We start from the raw sequence: 17,326 nt of genomic DNA on the forward strand, positions 1-17,326 counted from the left end.
GGGGAAGCATGGGTAGGGGTAGTGCTTCCCCCTTGCGGGCGGGGTCGGCCCCGGGGGGCTAGAGACCGACCCGCAAGCTCGCACGGAAAGCCCAGCCGACATGGCTTTGCTGTTCTTCCGCGGACACTTCGCCGGCGACCTGAAAGGCCGAATTGCCGGCGATGCCGCGGAAACGGCCGACCCAGCCGCTCGTGCGATCATCCGGAACCAGGGTGAATGGCGTGCCGTCCTTGAACGACGCCGTCGTCGCGCCCAGCGCGCCGCTGACGATCTCGCGGCGGCCGCCTTCGAGTTCGAAGCGCGTCCAGCCGTCATATTCGTCGGCGCCGCCGAACTCGAGGCCGAGCGTCATCGTGCCCGACACCGCGAGTTCGTCGCTGTCGCGGCTCAGGACGGTGAGGTCGAGCGCGTCGCCACCGCCGGTTTCCTGATAGCCGTCCTCTTTCAGCTTGAAATAGTCGACGGCGACCATCGGGCGGAGCGTGAGGCCGCCGACGCGCGTGTCATAGGCGAGCGAGCCCGAAGCCGACCAGAGCGTCGCGTCCCACTTGCCCTTCATCGTCTTTTCGATGTCCTCGGCGCCGCTTTCGGCGCGGAAGATGCGCGTGCCCTTCAGGCTGATCGGCGCGCCCGAGACGCGGGCGTTCGCCATGAAGCCGTCGGAGCGCAGGCGCCAGTGCAGCGCGCCTTCGAACTGGCTCGTGCTCACTTCATTGGCGTTGCTGCCGTTGCCGTCCTTGCCACTGAGATAGCCGATCGAGCCACCGAAATTGCCGATGTCGCTTTCGATCTCGGCGCCGAGCGAAATGCCCCAGCCGCTGACGTCATAGCTCGCGGTGTTGCCGACGCTCTTCGACGTGCCCCAGACGGCCTGGTTGACCCAATAGCCCCATTTGCCCTCGTCCTGGAACGGCGCGTTGGGATCCTGGAGATAGCGCGACAGGGCGCGCGAGCCCGAGGTGACGGTTTCGAACACGCCGCCTTCATGCTCGGGGAGCATCTGGCCGAGCTGACCCCGGAACTGGTCGCCGTCGGTGATGCCGAGGAAGACGTCCTCGATCTTCTCGTCGGCGACGACTGCGTCGAGCACCGCGTCGAACGCGCCGCTTTCCGAACGGTTGAGCCCGAGCTCGGTCGTGCTCTTGCGCGACACATCGACGATCAGCTGCGTGGCGTTCGAGGTCAGCGTGCCCTTGTAGAGGAAGGGCAGCAGCGTCTGCGACGCGGTCAGCTTGTCGGCGCCGGTCAGCGTGCCGGCGGTCAGCACGACATGCTTACCCTCGGCCTGCTCGATGCTCGAAAGCTTGAGCGCGAGTTTCGATTCCTCGGCGAAGCTGGCATTGCCGGTGACCTGGAGTGCCGTGCCCGTCGCGCCGTTGTCGAGCATCACCGTGAGCGTGCCCTTTTCGGTGACCGCGAGCGAGGAGATCGTCGCCGCGCCGCCAACGTCAAAGGTGCCGCCGGCCACCGAAACCGCGAGACCCTGCGAATTGGCGAGCGTGCCCGCGAAGGTCGAAGTGCCGCCGATCGTCAGCGTGTCGGCGCCGCCGCCGAAATCGGCGAGCCCGGTGAACTTCGAGGTTCCGGCCAGCGTCATCGTGTCGCTGCCGGCGCCGAAGCGCGCGTTGCCCTCATAGGTCGCATCGCCCGACAGCGCGAGCTTGTTGTCGCCGGCGCCGAAGAAGCTGTTGCCCTTGACCGAACCGTCGGCGATGTCGAACACGTCGTTGCCGCCGCCGAAGCGGACGTCGCCGGCGATGCTGGGCGCCGTGATGCCCGAGGCGACCGCGGTCTGCTTCACCGTCGCGCCATTGCCGTTCGCCGACAGGTCGATCGCGATATTGCGGTCGGACGAGGCGAGCGCGCCGGACGCGCTGATCGCGCCGCTGTTCTCGACCGTATCGACGTTGCCCGACAGGTCGACGATGGCGCGCGCGGTGCCGCCGTCGCCGCCGGTCTTGGCGGCGATCGTGCCGCTGTTGCGGATCAGCGGAACATCGCCGCCGGCTTCGATCAGTACCGCCGTCGCGACTGCATCCGCGGCCTTGCCGCCGCTCGTCGCCTCGATCTTGCCCGCGTTGCGGATTTCGGGGGTCGTCGCGCCGCTGCCGATGCGGATAGCGGTCGCGGCCTTGTCTTTCGATTTCGCGGCGACGCTGCCGGTGCCGCCGATGCCGATGCCGCCGGCGATGGTCACCGCGCCGCCGAGACCGCCGATCTGGATCCCATTACCGTCCTTGCCGGCATAGAGGCCGTCGCCGAGTACCGCGCCGTCGATGATGAAACCAAGGCCCGTGCCCGTTCCGGCAACCGCGCCGATCGCGACGTCGCGGTCGGCCGAACCGACGCGGATCGCCGCGGCCGAGCCGTAGGAACGCACGACGGCATTGCCTTCCTTGGCGTCTTCGATCCCGTCCTTGTCCTCGTCCTTGTCGTCGGGTTTCGCGTCCTTGGGCGCGACGGCGAGGACGATGCCGCCGGTCACATCACCCTCGACCGAAAGCGCGTTGCCGCCGATCAACAGGTCGTCGGCGTCGAGCTTCGACGGGTCCGAGGGCGGCGTGGTGGCGCGATAGCCGGTAGCGGTGAGATCGCCCTGGACGACAAGAGCACCGGTGACGTCGCCGGCGAGGCGCGCGCCGATCGCATCGACGCCCACGGCGGTGATCTTGCCCGCGAGGCGGACATCGCCCGTCACATCCTGCAGGCCGACGCCGAGCGCGCGATCGCCGAGAACGCTGATCGTCCCGTCGTTGGTGAACTTGCCGGTCAGCGGACCGCCGAGGCGGATGCCCGCCGAGTCATTGCCCTCGATCGCGATCGCCCCGGAGTTGACGATATTGCCGGTAAAGGCGCCCGCCGTCGCGATGCCGACGCGATCGCTGCCGATCGCGAACGCACCGTCGATGTCGCCGTCCTTGTCGATATCGGTCGCGGTATAGGTTTCGCCGATCGTGATCTTGCCGGTCGCGCCGTTCGTGATGCCGCCAGAGGTGCCGGCGCCCGCGAGGATGCCCGTCGCGCCGTCGACATTGGCGAATTCGATCGTGCCTTCGTTGACGACCTTGTGATTGCTGTCGATCGTGACCGCGGGCCCGGTGACGGTCGGCTTGATCGACCCCGCCGAGGTGATCTTGATATCGTCGGGCGCGCCCGACTTGATCGTCGAAGTACGCACCGGCGCCGTCGTCGCGGTGGTGATCGTCGTTTCGGCATGGGCGGCGGTCGAAAATAGGGCGGCCAGACAGGTGGAGGCCAGCAAGGTCTTGCGCATCGGGTTCCTCTTGAGATCGGAGCCGGGACGTCTTCCCGGCGACAATCACAAGACGGAGCGGTGTCGGCGCGGCCTTGGAAAAAAATGTGCTCGGACCGGAAGCTGCTCTGCCGTCATCCCGGCGAAGGCCGGGATCCCGCCTACCCGCGCGCGGTGACGATCCACGCGGCGCCGTCGATCCGGATCGAGGTGTCGCCGGGCCGCTTCGCGAAGGCGGCGCGCACGGCGGTGGCGGCGCGGGCGCGGACATCCTCCGGCTGATCGGCCAGCGCACGCGACAGCGGCCCGACCTGAAACGCCATGTCGAGCGCATCGTCGATCGCCTCCTCGCGCGTCGCGCCGCGGCCATAGGCGATGGCGGTGTCGAATGGCGCGATGTCGATGGCGGTGAATCCCGCCGCCGCGAGGATGCGCGCCAGCCGTTCCCTGTCGCCGAAGGCAAAGGGGCCGGGCGCGTCCGGATCGGCGGCGGGCACCTCGACGATGTCGCGGATCGCCGACATCGGCAGCCGCACCCAGTCATTCTCCGCCGCGCCGCGCCAGCAGACGAAGGCAAGCCGTCCGCCGGGCCTCAGCGCCCCGCGCATATGCGCGAACGCCGCCACCGGATCGTCGAAGAACATCACGCCGAAGCGCGAAAAGAGGAGGTCGAAGCGCCCCGCGGTCAGCCGCGCGGTCGCGGCGTCGGCCAGGCGGAACTCGACCGGCGCCCCGGCGGGCGTCGCCGCGCGCGCGATCGCGATGAGTTGTTCGGATATGTCGACGCCGAGGACATGGCCGCCGGGTTCGACGCATCGGGCGAGCGCGAAGGTCGATGTGCCCGAGCCGCAGCCGATGTCGAGAATATGCTCGCCCGGCTTCGCATTGGCCGCCGCGATGGCGGCGTCGCTGAAATCCTGAAGCATCAGGTCGAGCCGCGTCAGATTGGCGGCCCAGCGATCGCCGCTGTCGCCGTTCCAGTCGTGGGTGGGGGCGGGCAAGGCGTCGGGCATGGCGGAGCCTCCTTATTGAGAATAATTCTCATCTAGGCGATTTGCACGGTGAAGGCAAGCACGCGCATAGCTATGCCCTGTTGCATCGCCCCCGGCCATCGGACATGCCGAGGTCGAACGGTCACGCAGGCCGACAAGGGAGAGCCATGAGCGAACAGATCGTCACGGTCGACATCGGCGGCACGCACGCGCGCTTCGCGATCGCCGAGGTGGAGGGCGGGCGCGTCCTCTCGCTCGGCGAAGCGACGACGCTCCATACCAGGGACCATGCGAGCTTTCAGACCGCGTGGCAGGATTTCGAGCGGCAGCAGGGCGGCACGCTCCCCCGTGCGGTCGCGATCGCCATCGCCGGGCCGACGCGCGGCGACATCATCCGCTTCACCAACAATCCATGGATCATTCGCCCGGCGCTGGTGAACGAGAAGCTGGGCGTCGACCGCAACATATTGGTCAATGACTTCGAGGCGGTGGGCCATGCGGTCGCGCAGGCCGACGAAAGCTATTTCGAGCGGCTGGCCGGCCCCGATCAGCCGTTGCCCGCGACCGGGACGATCACGATCATCGGCCCCGGCACCGGGCTCGGCGTCGCGCATGTCTGGCGCGACGGCGGCCAGTATCGCGTGCAGGCGACCGAGGGCGGGCATATCGATTTCGCGCCGCTCGACAGCATCGAGGATGCGATCCTCGCGCGGCTGCGCAAGCGCCACCGCCGCGTGTCGGTCGAGCGGATCGTGTCGGGCCCGGCGATCGTCGATATTTACGAAACGCTCGCCGCGCTCGAAGGGCGGGCGGTGACGCCGCTCGACGACAAGGCGATCTGGAGCCGGGCGATGGACCGCGAGGACAGCCTCGCCGCCGCGGCGGTCGACCGCTTCTGCCTCTCGCTCGGCAGCGTCGCGGGCGACCTCGCGCTGGCGCAGGGAGCGAGCGGCGTCGTCGTCGCGGGCGGGCTCGGCCTGCGCATCCGCGACAGCCTCGTGCGCTCGGGCTTCCCCGAACGCTTCATCGAAAAAGGCCGCTTCGAAGGCTTCATGGCAGCGCTGCCGGTCAAGCTGATCACCCACCCGCAGCCCGGCCTGTTCGGCGCGGCGGCGGCGTTTGCGCGCCAATTCGCGAGGTAGCTTATGCTATCCGGTTTCGACCGGAACCAGCCGTCGCCCCCGCGAAGGCGGGGGCCGCTGTCGGTTTACGTGGGCACCGCTGATTAAGGCCGCTGGCGGCCCCCGCCTTCGCGGGGGCGACGGTTATAAGCAACGTCCGCTCCCCACCCCAAAACCGACACAGCCTGGGCATATATTTCGCTGGCGCTCACCCCCGAAACACGGCAGCGTAACGCCATGTCGCAACGTCCCGTCCTCGGCATTATCGCCTGCAACCGCACCATCGGGACCGAGGTCGCGCAGGCGGTGGTCAACCGCTACGCGACCGCGGCGATGCGCCATGCCGATTGTGCGGCGCTCATCATCCCGTCGCTTCCCGACCATATGCGCGCCGCCGAGGTCGTCGGGCGGCTCGACGGGGTGTTGCTCACCGGCACGCCGTCGAATGTCGAACCCGCGCTCTATGGCGATGTCTCCGAAGGCGAGGGGCCGTTCGACCCCGATCGCGACCGCATGATGACCGAGCTTGTCGAAGCGGTGATCGCGGCGCAGCGGCCGCTGTTCGGCATCTGCCGGGGCTTTCAGGAAATCAACGTCGCGCTCGGCGGCACATTGCGGCGCGACACGTCGGCGAGCGACGAACTGCTCCACCATCATGCGCCCGATGGCGTCGGCTTCGACGGCATGTTCGATCACCATCACAAGGTCGATCTGGTCGAAGGCGGCTTGCTCGCCTCCGCCTATGACGCGCGCTCGCTCGACGTGAATTCGGTCCATTATCAGGGCATCGGCGCGCTCGCCGATGGTCTGTCTGTCGAGGCGCGCGCCCCCGACGGGCTGGTCGAAGCCTATAGCACGCGGCCGAACGGCGCCCCGCTGCTCGCGGTGCAATGGCATCCCGAATGGGCGGTCGACGGCAATGAGCAGAGCCAGACCTATTTTCACCTTCTCGGCCGCGCGCTACGGGGGGAGTTATGAACCGCCGCGTCACCCGCTACGACCGCTACCTCGCGCGGATCAGCTTTTCGCCCTGACATGGGACTCCCCTCCCGCTTGCGGGAGGGGCCGGGGGTGGGGTGAGCCGCAGGCGAACATCCATCCTCTCGTCCCTCGGACGCGCTTCGCACGTGCCCACCCCTAGCCCCTCCCGCAAGCGGGAGGGGGACTTCAGGAAGAGAAACATGCCCCGCAATCACGACATCGCCGAACTGCGCCGCCTCGACATCGCGCACCATCTTCCCGCGCAGGCCGATTGGGCCGAAATCGAGGCGCTCGGCGGCAGCCGCATCATCACCCATGCCGAGGGCTGCCATATCACCGACGGCGACGGCCAGCGCATCCTCGACGCGATGGCGGGCCTCTGGTGCGTCAATGTCGGCTATGGCCGCGAGGAACTGGTCGAGGCGGCGGCGGCGCAGATGCGCGAGCTGCCGTTCTATAACACATTCTTCAAGACCGCGACGCCGCCCACGGTGACGCTCGCGGCAAAGATCGCGAGCCTGACCGGAAACCGCCTGCCGCACATCTTCTTCAACGCCTCGGGCAGCGAGGCGAACGACACCGTCTTCCGTATGGTGCGCCATTATTGGAAGCTGAAGGGCGAGCCGAAGCGCACCATCTTCATCAGCCGCTGGAACGCCTATCACGGTTCGACCGTCGCGGGCGTTTCGCTCGGCGGGATGAAGGCGATGCACGCGCAGGGCGACCTGCCGATCCCCGGCGTCGAGCATGTCCGCCAGCCCTATGCCTACGGCGAAGGGCAGGGGATGAGCGAGGAAGCCTTCTGCGACGCCTGCGTGGCCGCGATCGAGGACAAGATCCTCGAGGTCGGCCCCGAAAATTGCGCCGCCTTCATCGGCGAACCCGTGCAAGGCGCCGGCGGCGTGATCATCCCGCCCAAGGGCTATTGGCCCAAGGTCGAGGCCGTCGCCCGCAAATATGGCCTGCTCGTCGTCGCCGACGAAGTGATTTGCGGCTTCGGACGCACGGGCCGCATGTGGGGCCATGAAACCATGGGCTTTACCCCCGACCTGATGCCTATGGCGAAGGGGCTGTCGTCGGGCTATCTGCCGATCTCGGCGACGGCGGTCGCGGCACCGATCGTCGAGGTGCTCAAGACCGGCGGCGATTTCGTCCATGGCTTCACTTACTCGGGGCACCCCGTCTGCGCCGCGGTCGCGCTCAGGAATATCGAGATCATCGAACGCGAGGGGCTAGTCGAGCGCACCGGCGGCGTCACCGGCCCGCATCTCGCCAAGGCGCTCGCGACGCTGAACGATCATCCGCTCGTCGGCGAGACGCGCTCGGTCGGCCTGCTCGGCGCGGTCGAGATCGTCGCCGACAAGGACAGCCGCGCGCGCTTCGGCGGGGCGGAAGGGACGGCGGGGCCGATCGCGCGCGACGGGTGCATCGCGAACGGGCTGATGGTGCGCGGCATCCGTGACAGCCTCGTGATGTGCCCGCCCTTGATTATCACGACCGAACAGATCGACGAGATGGTTGCCATCATCCGCAAATCCTTGGATGAGGTGATGCCCAAGCTCCGCGCGCTCTGAACCTTTCATTCGTCATCCCGGCGAAGGCCGGGATCTCACCCTAGCGGCCTGATGCACCGGCGAGATCCCGGCCTTCGCCGGGATGACGGAAGGGGGCAAACGACCTTCGACAAGCTCAGGGCGAACGGATAAGGGCAAGGCACAATATTTTAGAGGAAAGACCAAAGCCCTATGCCCTCCGGCCTTTTTGCCCTGCTCGACGACGTCGCCACCATCACCAAGGTTGCCGCCGCGAGCATCGACGACATCGGCGCCGCGGCGTCGAAGGCCGGGGTCAAGGCGGCAGGGGTGGTGGTCGACGATACCGCGGTGACGCCGCGCTATGTCACCGGCTTCACCCCCGACCGCGAGCTGCCGATCATCTGGCGGATCACCAAGGGATCGCTGTTCAACAAGCTGGTGCTCATCCTGCCCGCGCTGCTGTTGCTGTCGGCGGTCGCGCAGTGGGCGATCACGCCGCTGCTGATGGTCGGCGGCACTTATCTCTGCTTCGAGGGCGCCGAAAAGGTGCTGCACTCGCTACAGAAGGACAGAACGAGCCTCGCCGAAGATGCCGCGATCGTTGCCGATCAGGATCATGAAGAGGCGATGGTGAAGGGCGCTGTGCGCACCGACTTCATCCTGTCGGCCGAGATCATGGTGATCGCGCTCAACGAAGTGCTCGACGAGCATTTCGCGATGCGCGCCGCGACGCTCGCGGTCGTCGCCGTCGCGATCACCATCGCGGTCTATGGCGTCGTCGGGCTGATCGTGAAGATGGACGACATCGGGCTTCACATGGCGAAGGAAGGGAACCGCGCGCGCCGTGCGATCGGGCGCGGGCTCGTGGCTTTCATGCCCAAATTGCTTGCCGCGCTCGCCACGATCGGCACCGCGGCGATGCTGTGGGTCGGCGGCCAGATTTTCCTCCACGGGCTCGACGAATATCATATCGGCAATATCGGGCACGGCCTGCACGATTTCGCCCATGCGGTCGCGGGCAATCTGCCGGGCGCGGGCGTGTGGGAATGGCTGATCAACGCGGGCGGCGCGGGAATTTTCGGGCTGCTGCTCGGCGGTCTGATCGCCGGCGCGCTGCACATCCTGCCGGGCAGGAAAGCCCACTGAGCTACCCGAGCAGCACCACCGGGCTGTCGGCGCGCCAGTGCATGCTCACCTTGTCGCCCCAGGTGAAATCCTCCTGGTCGCGGCGCGACAGGTTCGGGCGCGACACCCGGATGCGCGCGCCGGTCTCGAGCTCGATCTCGAACAGCGTGATGTCGCCAAGATAGCGCATCCCCTTGATCGTCCCGCGCGCGAAATTGTGCCCCTCGGGCGCATCCTCGGCCGCCGACCTGACGGCCTTGCCTGCGCCGGGGACATGAAGATAGATTTTTTCGGGCCGCAGCGCGACCCAGACGCCGGCGCCGTGCGATCCTGTAACACCATGATTCAGATACACTTTTCCAAGGCCCGGACAATCGACCGCAGCCCTGCCGGGCTCATCGACCGTCAGCCTGCCCTCGAACATATTCACTGACCCCACAAAGTCGGCGACGAAACGGTTGGCGGGAAATTCGTATAGATCCGACGGCGTCGCAAGCTGCGCCACCTCGCCCTTGTTGATCACCGCGATCCGGCACGCCATCGACAGCGCCTCGTCCTGATCGTGGGTGACGGTGACGAAGGTGATGCCGACCTTTTCCTGCAATTCCGAAAGCTCGAACTGCATTTGTGCGCGCAGCTTCGCGTCGAGTGCCGACAATGGCTCGTCGAGCAGCAGCACCTTCGGGCGCATGACGAGGCTGCGCGCGAGCGCGACGCGCTGGCGCTGCCCGCCCGACAACTGGTCGGGCATCCGGCGCTCGAATCCGCCGAGCTTGACCAGTTCGAGTGCTTCGGCGACGCGATCCTTGATTTCGCCCCCCTTTACGCCGGCGATCTTGAGACCATAGGCGACATTGTCCGCAACGCTCATGTGCGGAAAAACGGCGTAGCTCTGGAACACCATATTCACCGGACGCCGGTTTGGCGGGATGCCGGCCATGTCCTGTCCGTCGATCAGGATCTGCCCCTCGGTCGGCAGCTCGAACCCGGCGATCATGCGGAGCAAGGTCGTCTTGCCGCAACCCGAGGGGCCGAGGAGCACGAAGAATTCGCCGGCGTTGATGTCGAGGCTGACATTGTCGACCGCGGTCATCTTGCCGAAACGTTTCGAGACGTTGCGGATCCGGATGATCGGCGGGGCGGGTTCGGTCATGGTCAGTGGGTTTCCGCAATGGTTTTGACGCCCTGAAGCTTCAGCGCGAGGAAGGTCAGGATGACTGTCAGGACGATGAGCAGCGTCGATGCCGCATTGACCTCCGGCGTCACCGAGAAGCGGACCATCGAATAGACTTTCACCGGGAAGGTGATCGTGTCGGGGCCGCTGGTGAAATAGGTGATGACGAAATCGTCGAGGCTGAGCGTGAAGGACAGCAAGGCTCCCGCGACGAGCGCGGGCTTGAGGTGCGGAATCAGCACGTCGCGGAACATCTGCCACTCGCTCGCGCCCAAATCCTTCGCCGCCTCCTCCTGCTCGCGGTTGAAGCTCGCGAGGCGCGAACGCACCACCATCGTCACGAAGGGAAAGCAGAAGGTGATGTGCGCGATCGTGATCGCGCCCAGGTTGAACGGCCAGACGAGGCCGATCGGCCAGCCTATGCCCGCGAAGAACATCAGAAAGGCGACGCCGAGGCATATTTCGGGGACGATGATCGGCAACGAGATCGTGCCGTCGACCGCGCCCTTCAGCGGAAAGCGGAAGCGCCACAGCATCACCGCCGAGACGGTGCCGAGCGCGAGGCTGACGATCGTCGCGAGCGCCGCGATGGTCAGCGAGTTGAGCAAGGCCTCGACGAGCTGGTCGTTGCCGAGCGCCTTCTCGTAATATTTCGTCGTGAAGCCGCGCCAGACGACGTTGCGCCTGCTGTCGTTGAAGCTGAAGATCACGAGCACGGCCAGCGGCGCATAAAGGAACAGCATCACCGCACCGACCCAAAGGCGCATCCATAGCCTGCGGCCATATTCGAGCGGCGTGCGCGGGCGGCGGGCGAAGAGCGCCATCAACCCGCCTCCGGCACCTTCCGGCGCATCGACTGGATCGCGATCAGCGCGAACATCGCATAGATCAGCAGGAAGGAGAGGGCGGCGCCGAAGGGCCAGTCGTTCGCTTTCTTGAACTGGCGCTCGATGACGTTGGCGATCATCTGGCTGTCGGTCCCGCCCATCAGGTCGGGGGTCAGATAGGCGCCGAGCGCGGGGATCAGCGTGATCATCACCCCCGCGACGATACCCGGCGCCGTGAGCGGGACGACGATACGGATGATCGTGCGAAAATGGCCCGCGCCAAGGTCGAGGCTCGCCTCGATCAGGCTGCGGTCGAGCCGGTCGAGCGCGGCGTAGAGCGGCAGCACCATGAAGGGCAGGTGGACGTAGACGAGCCCGAAGACGAGCGCGAAATTGTTGAAGAGCAGCGGCACCGGTTCCCATGTCGGCAGCGGCTGGAGGCCGGCGAGCGTCTTGAGCCAGCTCGCGCCTTCCCACAGCGCGCCGAGCCCCTTGTTGGCATAGCCCTGCGTCCCGAGCAGCATCATCAGCGCATAGGTGCGGATGAGCAAATTGGTCCAGAAGGGCAGCATGATGGCGAGGAGCAGCCACGGCCGCCACTTCTCGCTCGCGAAGGTGATCGCCATCGCGACCGGGAAACCGACGATCAGGCAAATCAGCGTGACGAGCGCCGCGATCGCGAAACTCTTGCCAAAGATGGTGAGATAGAGCCATTCGGTCGCGCGCTTGTAATTGTCGAGCGTGCCCGAGATTGCGATGTCGGCAAGGCCCCTGTTCTCGCCGAAGCTGTAGAGCCAGAGGATCGCCATGGGCAGGAGGAAGAAGAGGAGGACCCACAAGAAGGTGGGCAGCGAGACGGCCGCGAAGACGCGCCTGTTCGTTCTCCAGTCCTGCCCGGCCATCCCCCGATGCCCCTTTCAGGTTTCAGGCCGCTCGCACCCTCGTGAAGGCTTCCTCGAACAGCGGCTGAAGCTCGGGGTCGAAGCGCGCATATTCGCATTTCGCCAAGGCTTCGGCGGGCGGGAAGATCACCGGATTGTTGCTGTAGCTGGCGGGCATCAGCTTGCGCGCCGCGGTGTTGGGCGTCGGATAGAGGATCGTCTCGGTGATATGCTTGTCGACATTGGCGTCGAGGATATAGTTGATGAAGGCATGCGCATTCTTCGGGTGCGGCGCGCCTTTCGGGATGCACAGATTGTCCGAGTTGAGCTGGCTGCCTTCCTTGGGGATGACGAAGTCGATGTCCTTGTCCTCGAGCATCGCCTGCGCGATGTCGCCATTATATTCGAGCACGACGTCGCAATCGCCCTTCAGCAGCAGGTCCTGCCCGTCGTCCTCGTGGAATTTCTTCACATTGGGCTTTTGCTTGATCATCATCCTTTCGATCGTCGCGATGTCCGCGGGGGTCAGCGCGTTGACCGATTTGCCGAGATATTTGCCGTAGAGCCGGAACATGTCGCCGGCCTCCGACAGCCAGGCGATGCGGCCGGCATATTCGGGGCTGTCGAACAGGACTTTCCAGCTGTCGGGCGGCGACGACACCTTCGACTTGCGATAGCCGATGCCGGTCACGAGCCAGGTGTAGGGCATCGAATATTTGCGCTGCAGATCATATTCGACGTTGATGTAGGCCGGATCGATATTCCGCTTGTTCGGAATGAGGCTATGGTCGAGCGGCAGCAGCATGTCGGCCTTCGTCATCCGCTCGACGAAGTCGTTCGACGGCACGATCACGTCGTAGCCGGGGTTGCCCGCCTTGAATTTGGCGAACAGCACGTCGTTGCTGTCGAACAGGTCCATCGTCACATCGACGCCCGTTGCTTCCTTGAAACCGTCGAGCGTATTCTCGCCGATATAGGTGTCCCAATTATAGAAGTTGAGCTTGGCCTCCTCGCCGTTCGCGAGCGTCTTGCCGCCCTGCTTGCCGCACGCGGCGAGCCCGCCGAAACTGATCCCGACCGCCGCGGCGCCGAGCGCCTGGAGCAGCGAGCGACGCCCGCGGGTTTGCTTGATCAGTTCGTTGAAATCCATGGCCGGCCTCCCTGTATGGACCTCAAGCTGACTCAATAGGGGCGGCTTGGAAAGAGGCATTTTTGCGCTGTGCCGAGAATCGTTGAAACTTTCATGCGTTGCGCAGATACCAGTCGTAATCGAGCGTCGGCACGGCGCTGAAATAAACATCCTGTTCGACGCGCTTCACGATGCTGAACATGTCGACGAACCGCTCGCCGAGATAGTCGCGCATCAGCCCCGACGCGTGGAAGCGGTCGACCGCGGCGAACCAGTTCGACGGGGGCTTGTCCTCGCTGCTGTTGTCGCGGTCGTATCCGTTGCCGACGACCGCGGGACCTGGATCGGCCCTGGTCGCCATGCCATGGTGCATCCCCGCGAGCACCGCCGCTGCGGCGAGATAGGGGTTGGCGTCGGCGCCGCACGCGCGATGCTCGACATGGCGGCTCGGCGGCGGGCCGACGGGTATGCGGAACGACACCGTGCGGTTGTTGACCCCCCAGGTCGGCGCGACGGGGGCGTAGCTGTTCGCCTTGAAACGGCGATAGCTGTTCGCGTGCGGGGCGAAGAGGGCGAAGCCGTCGCCGACGCTGCCGATCATGCCGCCGATCGCGTGGCGCAGCGCGGGCGCGCCTTCGGGATCGTCGCTCGCGAAGATATTGCGGCCCGCCTCGTCATCGACCGAAACGTGGATGTGCATGCCGCTGCCCGCCTGATCGGCGAAGGGCTTAGCCATGAAGGTCGCCTCGAGGCCGTGCGCCTGCGCGATCGCCTTGACGAGGCGCTTGTACATGATCGCATCGTCGCAGGCGCGCAGCGCGTCGGGCTTGTGGCGGAGGGTCAGTTCGAACTGGCCGGGCGCGAATTCGGAGATGGCGCTTTCGAGCGGCAAGCCCTGCACGTCGGTCGCGGCGTAGAGCGCGTCGAAGAAGGGACGGAAGTCATCGAGTTCGCGCAGGCCATAGACCTCGACATTACGCGGGGCGCTGCGGCTGTAGCCGGGTCGGGCGGGGCGGATGCTCCCGTCGCGCGCGCGGCGCGGGTCGACGAGGTAGAATTCGAGCTCGACCGCGAGCACCGGAATGAGGCCATCGGCGGCGAAACGGTCGACGACGCGGCCCAGCACATGGCGCGGGTCGAGGTCGTGAGGGGTGCCGTCGAGCTCGTAGAAATCGACGAGAAATTGCGCGGCACGATCGCCGCCCCATGGCGTGCGGACGAGGGTGCCGGGAACCGGCTTCATCGATCGGTCGGCGTCGCCATCCTCCCAGACGAGGCCGGTTTCGACCGTATCCTGCCCGGTGATGTCGACGACGGTGATCGATCCCGGCATCATGCGGCCGCTGTCATAGACCGCGAGCACTTCGTGCTGCCGCAACCGCTTGCCGCGCGGGACGCCGCCCATGTCGGTGTAGATCATCTCGATCGAATCGACGCCGGGGTTCGCCTTGAAGAAGGCCTCCGCCTCGGAGCGCGGCGCGATCACGCCCGATGACTTCGACATATAGGCTCCTTCACCCCAACCGGTCGCGCAGCGCATACCAGAGCAGCCCGAGCGTGGCGAGCGGGCGGCGCAGCCATTCTCCGCCCGGGAAGGGCCGCGACGGCAGGCTCGCCAGAACGTCGAAGCGTTCGGCGGTTCCCGCCATCGCTTCGGCGATCAGCTCGCCCGCGAGCGTCGTCACCAGCGCGCCGTGGCCCGAAAATCCGTGCGCGTAGAAGATGTTCCCGCGCCGTCCGATATGCGGCAAACGGTTCATCGTTACCGCCACCGCGCCGCCCCAGCCATAGTCGATCCTTGCACCGGCAATCTGCGGGAAAACCTGTGCCATGAACGGCCGCACAAATGCAGCTATGTCGCGCGGCGGCGTCTGCGAGTGACGCTCGCCGCCGCCGAAGATCAGCCTTTTGTCGGCCGACAGGCGGAAATAGTTGAGCACGAAGCGGCTGTCGGCGACCGCGGCGTCGGTGGGCAGCAGTTCGTCGGCATTGGCGAGCGGCGCGGTCGCGATATTATAGTTCATGATCGGCACGGTATAGCGGCCGAAATCGGGTTCGAGATCGCCGATCCAGCTGTCGGTTGCATTGATGAAATAGCGGGCTTCGACCGAAGCGTCGCGGGTGAGCAATTCGCCCGGATCGAAATCGAGGAGGCCTTCCACCCGCCATCCCTCGACGATGCGAACCCCGGCGGTCTCCGCCGCCTTCGCCAGCCCGATCGCATAATTCAGCGGGTGGAAATGCCCGCCACGCGGATCGTAGATGCCGCCATGATAGAGTGGGCTCGCGATGTGAGCGCCCATGGCGGCCTTGGCGACAATATCGCTTGGATAGCCGAAGCGCGTGGCGAGGTAATCGGCCTCGCGCCGCATCGCGTCGAAATCCTTGTGCGTCCACGCCGCCTCCAGATGGCCGGCTTTGAGGTCGCAGGCGATGGCGTGCTGCGCGATCCGAGCTTTCACGCGATTGTCGCGCCAGCAAAGGTCGAACAGGGCATCGGCGCGTTCGCGGCCAAATTCCGCTTCGAGTTCCGACGCCGTCCAGCGGAGGCCCGGAACCAGTTGTCCGCCGTTGCGTCCCGAGGCGCCGAAGCCGATATGCTCGGCTTCGAACAGGATCACCGAAAAACCGCGCTCGGCGCACGCGAGCGCCGCGCTGAGCCCCGTGAAGCCGCCGCCGATCACGGCAACGTCGCATGCGAGATCGCCTTCGAATGCGCGCGGTCGCCAGTCGTGCGCGGTCGCGGCATAATAGCTGTGGCTGAGCGGATCGGTCATCGCCGGCGCGCGGATCAGACCCGCATCAGCAGATGTTCGCGTTCCCAGCTCGACACCACCGATTGATAGTTGAACAGCTCATAATCCTTCACCGCGAAGAAGATTTCGAAGAAATCGTCGCCGAGCAGGTTGCGGACCTTCTTGCACGAGGCGAAGCGGTCGAGCGCGGCTTCCAGGGTGCGCGGCAGAGTGCGTGCGCGATTATAGGCGCTGCCGCTGATCGGCTTGGGCGGGACCATGCGGTCGACCATGCCGATATAGCCGCAGACGAGCGACGCCGCGATGGCGAGATAGGGATTGCTGTCGGCGCCGGGCAGGCGGTTTTCGACGCGGCGGTTGTGCTTGTCGGCGATCGGCACGCGAAAGCCGCAGCTCCGGTTATCCTCGCCCCACTGGACGTTGATCGGCGCGGCGCTGTCGGGGCGCATGCGACGGAAACTGTTCACATTGGGCGCCCACATCGGCGAGATTTGCGGCATGAAGCGGATCAGCCCGGCGATATAGCTGCGGAACGCCGCGCTGTCGCGGCCGTTGGCGGTCGCGAACAGGTTGCGCCCGGTTTCGGCGTCGACGACCGACTGATGGAGGTGCATCGCGCTGCCCGGCTGGCCCGCCATCGGGTTCGCCATGAAAGTCGCGTAGACATCATGCTGCTTCGCGACGTTACGCACGACGCGCTTGAACAGGAAGACCTCGTCGGCGAGGCGCAGCGGGTCGCCGTGGATGAAGTTCACCTCGAGTTGCGCGGCGCCCATTTCGTGGATCATCGTGTCGATGTCGAGCCCCATCAGCTCGCAATCGTCATAGATATGATCGATGATGTCCTCATATTCGTTCATCGCCTCGAGCCCGTAGGGCTGGCTGGCGCTTTCGCTGCGCCCCGACTGGCCGGTCGGCGGGGTCAATGGGAAGTCGGGGTCGGTGTTCTGCGAGACGAGGTAGAATTCGACCTCGGGCGCGATGATCGGCTTCCAGCCCTTGTCCGCGTAGAGGCCGAGCACTTTCTTGAGGATCGTGCGCGGCGCGATGTCGACCTCGGTTCCGTCGCCGTTATAGGCGTCGGCGATGACGAAGGCGGTCGGCGAGGTGAAGCCCGGCGCGACGCAGATCGTATCGGGGTCGGCAAGCAGTATCTTGTCGGGATCCTTGTCCCAAATGTCGTCGATGTCCTCGGGATAATGGCCGTCGATCGTGCAGATGAACACGCTGCCCGGAATGCGCAGCGATTTGTCCTTGACCGATGAGAGGAACTTCTTGGCCGGCAACACCTTGCCGCGCTGAACCCCGTTGATGTCGGGGACGATACATTCGACTTCGTCGATCTTATGATCGCTGATCCATTGTTCCAGATTGACTGACATGCGCCCCCGATTGGGCCGAGGAGCCGGCCCGCTTGTGGAAGGGGCAGCGTATCGCATGACCGGGCGAAGTGCCAGAGGGGCGGTTATTCGGCCATTTTCGCTGTTGCCAGCGGTACGGCGGCGCGTCAGATTAAACGCCGTCATTGCGAGCGAAGCGAAGCAATCCAGCG

Annotated in this window: 13 protein-coding genes; 4 read left to right on the plus strand and 9 right to left on the minus strand. The window is 65.8% G+C overall.

The genetic code is table 11. From position 1 onward, the window contains the following. Nucleotides 1-58 precede the first annotated feature (58 nt). Both QZL87_RS08585 and QZL87_RS08590 read right to left on the minus strand, forming a co-directional pair. Nucleotides 59-3,274 carry an autotransporter outer membrane beta-barrel domain-containing protein gene (locus tag QZL87_RS08585; protein WP_295326375.1) on the minus strand — a complete coding sequence of 1,072 codons (3,216 nt, stop codon included), beginning with the start codon at nt 3,272-3,274 and terminating at the stop codon, nt 59-61. Between the two features lie 140 nt (nt 3,275-3,414). Then, nucleotides 3,415-4,266 carry a class I SAM-dependent methyltransferase gene (locus tag QZL87_RS08590; RefSeq protein ID WP_295326378.1) on the minus strand — a complete coding sequence of 284 codons (852 nt, stop codon included), beginning with the start codon at nt 4,264-4,266 and terminating at the stop codon, nt 3,415-3,417. A 146-nt stretch (nt 4,267-4,412) separates the two neighbouring features. Here QZL87_RS08590 and QZL87_RS08595 point away from each other — a divergent pair, with 146 nt between their 5' ends. From QZL87_RS08595 to QZL87_RS08610, 4 genes are all read left to right on the plus strand, one after another. Beyond that, the gene (locus tag QZL87_RS08595; RefSeq protein WP_295326380.1) at nt 4,413-5,387 is read left to right on the plus strand and encodes a glucokinase; all 975 of its coding nucleotides are present in this window, start codon (nt 4,413-4,415) and stop codon (nt 5,385-5,387) included. 216 nt (nt 5,388-5,603) lie between these two features. Next, a complete protein-coding gene (locus QZL87_RS08600) occupies nt 5,604-6,344 on the plus strand; it encodes a gamma-glutamyl-gamma-aminobutyrate hydrolase family protein (RefSeq protein WP_295326382.1) in 741 nt (246 codons plus the stop codon). Between the two features lie 203 nt (nt 6,345-6,547). Continuing rightward, nucleotides 6,548-7,921, plus strand: coding sequence for an aspartate aminotransferase family protein (locus tag QZL87_RS08605; RefSeq protein WP_295326384.1), 1,374 nt, complete (start codon nt 6,548-6,550; stop codon nt 7,919-7,921). Nucleotides 7,922-8,092: 171 nt separating this feature from the next. Then, nucleotides 8,093-9,028 carry a DUF808 domain-containing protein gene (locus tag QZL87_RS08610; RefSeq protein WP_295326386.1) on the plus strand — a complete coding sequence of 312 codons (936 nt, stop codon included), beginning with the start codon at nt 8,093-8,095 and terminating at the stop codon, nt 9,026-9,028. A 1-nt stretch (nt 9,029) separates the two neighbouring features. On the opposite strand, the gene QZL87_RS08615 is transcribed toward QZL87_RS08610, so the two are convergent. The 7 genes from QZL87_RS08615 to QZL87_RS08645 all read right to left on the minus strand — a co-directional run bounded on the left by QZL87_RS08615 (nt 9,030) and on the right by QZL87_RS08645 (nt 17,156). Next, entirely contained in the window at nt 9,030-10,160 is a 1,131-nt protein-coding gene (locus QZL87_RS08615) for an ABC transporter ATP-binding protein (protein WP_295326388.1), read from the minus strand. Nucleotides 10,161-10,162: 2 nt separating this feature from the next. Further along, nucleotides 10,163-11,005 carry an ABC transporter permease gene (locus QZL87_RS08620; protein ID WP_295326390.1) on the minus strand — a complete coding sequence of 281 codons (843 nt, stop codon included), beginning with the start codon at nt 11,003-11,005 and terminating at the stop codon, nt 10,163-10,165. Continuing rightward, the gene (locus QZL87_RS08625; protein ID WP_295326392.1) at nt 11,005-11,910 is read right to left on the minus strand and encodes an ABC transporter permease; all 906 of its coding nucleotides are present in this window, start codon (nt 11,908-11,910) and stop codon (nt 11,005-11,007) included. The genes QZL87_RS08620 and QZL87_RS08625 overlap by 1 nt, the downstream gene beginning before the upstream one ends. A gap of 22 nt (nt 11,911-11,932) precedes the next feature. Continuing rightward, the gene (locus QZL87_RS08630; RefSeq protein WP_295326394.1) at nt 11,933-13,039 is read right to left on the minus strand and encodes a spermidine/putrescine ABC transporter substrate-binding protein; all 1,107 of its coding nucleotides are present in this window, start codon (nt 13,037-13,039) and stop codon (nt 11,933-11,935) included. Between the two features lie 91 nt (nt 13,040-13,130). Continuing rightward, nucleotides 13,131-14,522, minus strand: a complete 1,392-nt coding sequence (locus QZL87_RS08635; RefSeq protein WP_295326396.1) for a glutamine synthetase family protein — start codon at nt 14,520-14,522, stop codon at nt 13,131-13,133. A 10-nt stretch (nt 14,523-14,532) separates the two neighbouring features. Beyond that, nucleotides 14,533-15,795: an FAD-binding oxidoreductase gene (locus QZL87_RS08640; RefSeq protein ID WP_295326398.1), complete on the minus strand. Its 1,263-nt coding sequence runs from the start codon at nt 15,793-15,795 to the stop codon at nt 14,533-14,535. 14 nt (nt 15,796-15,809) lie between these two features. After that, the gene (locus QZL87_RS08645) at nt 15,810-17,156 is read right to left on the minus strand and encodes a glutamine synthetase family protein (RefSeq protein ID WP_295326400.1); all 1,347 of its coding nucleotides are present in this window, start codon (nt 17,154-17,156) and stop codon (nt 15,810-15,812) included. Between the last annotated feature and the right edge of the window lie 170 nt (nt 17,157-17,326).

The sequence above is a fragment of the uncultured Sphingopyxis sp. genome (genome assembly GCF_900078365.1).
Taxonomy (GTDB): Bacteria; Pseudomonadota; Alphaproteobacteria; order Sphingomonadales; family Sphingomonadaceae; genus Sphingopyxis.